The organism is Arthrobacter sp. SPT-J7 (assembly GCF_059089965.1).
In genome coordinates this window covers 1-1,218 of sequence record NZ_JBNHFF010000455.1, presented here as the reverse complement: position 1 = coordinate 1,218, position 1,218 = coordinate 1, and the positions used below count along the sequence as shown (strand labels likewise).

Sequence of the window (1,218 nt, the reverse complement as noted above, 5' to 3'; positions counted from 1 at the left end):
GCGTCTATGGCATCAGCTCCGCCGCAGCCGGCGCCGCCGGCCGGGACCCATAGTGCTCAGCCAGCCTCGCCAGTCCCTCATCAATCGAGACGGCAGGCGTCCAGTTGAGGAGTTCCCGGGTCTCGCGCTGGTCGAACCAGTGCGCGGTGGAAAGCTGCTCGGCGAGGAACCTGGTCATCGGCGGCTCCTCTTGGCGCCCGGCCCAAGTCCAGACCTTCTCCACCACAGCCCCCGCCGCCCGTGCCACCGCACCCGGTACAGACCACGACGGCGCCGGGACGCCTCCCGCAGCGCAGATGCCTGCCAGCAGCTCGCCCACCGGGCGGGGCTCGCCGTTGCTCACCACCAGTGCACTGCCATGGACGTGTTCCATGCGGTGCAGCGCGGCGACGATGGCCGCGGCGGCGTTGTCCACGTAGGTGGTGTCGATCAGGGCCGCACCGGCGTCGAGCAGCGGCAGGCGTCCCTGGCTGGCGCGTGCCAGGACCCGTTCCACCAGCTGCGTGTCCCCAGGGCCCCAAACGATGTGGGGGCGCACCGCTGTGACCCGGAAGTCGGGAGCGTCCACGGCCAGCGCCAGCAGCTCCGCTTCGGCCTTGGTGCGGGAGTAGTCGCCGTGTGCGTGTTGTGGGTCCGCCGGCTCCGCACCCAGCCCGGCGATGGCGTCGCCGGAGTTGGCCACGGACGGGGAGGACACAAACACCACGTCCCTCACCCCGGCCGCCCGGGCGGTATGGAGCAGGCGGCGGGTCCCTTCGACGTTCACCTCATCGAACTCCGCGGCACGGCCCGTGAAGGAAACCTTCGCGGCCAGGTGCATGATCCCTTCGGCGCCCTGGACTGCCCGCCGCAGCGCTTCAACGTCGGTAACGGACCCGGAGAAGTCCGTGGCGCCGTCGACCCCTGACGGCCGGCGCTGGAAAGTAGCCACGTCATGGCCCTGGCGCACCAGCAGCCGGGCCACTTCTCCCCCGAGCAGCCCACTTGCGCCGGTAACGAGGACCCTCATGGCTTTCCTGGCCGGCCCCCGGCCAGCACCCGCGATGCCCAGCGGGACAGGCGGCTCCTGTCGATCTTGGCGTTGTGCCGGATATCCGTGGGCTGCGCGGGGACTTCGAGCACAGCGGAGACATGGACGGCGGCCTCGAGGGCCGCCTTGCGGACATCCCCGGCAAGCTGCGGCGCGGCCGGGCCGGCTTTACGCGCAGGCGGAACGGT

The 1,218-nt window shown here is 71.3% G+C and carries 2 protein-coding genes; both read right to left on the bottom strand.

Translation table 11 applies throughout. The features are described from left to right. Positions 1–4 precede the first annotated feature (4 nt). Positions 5–1,009 (bottom strand): NAD-dependent epimerase/dehydratase family protein, encoded by a 1,005-nt coding sequence (locus AC5RWX_RS33530; protein ID WP_494100465.1) that lies wholly within the window; start codon positions 1,007–1,009, stop codon positions 5–7. Further along, positions 1,006–1,218 (bottom strand): hypothetical protein (locus AC5RWX_RS33525; protein ID WP_494100464.1); only part of this gene is annotated, 213 nt, incomplete at its 5' end. The genes AC5RWX_RS33530 and AC5RWX_RS33525, both read right to left, overlap by 4 nt.

Coding starts and splice junctions, on each gene's coding strand:
- AC5RWX_RS33530 (WP_494100465.1), bottom strand. CDS start 1,009: ATGAGGGTCCTCGTTACCGGCGCAAGTGGGCTGCTCGGGGGAGAAGTG.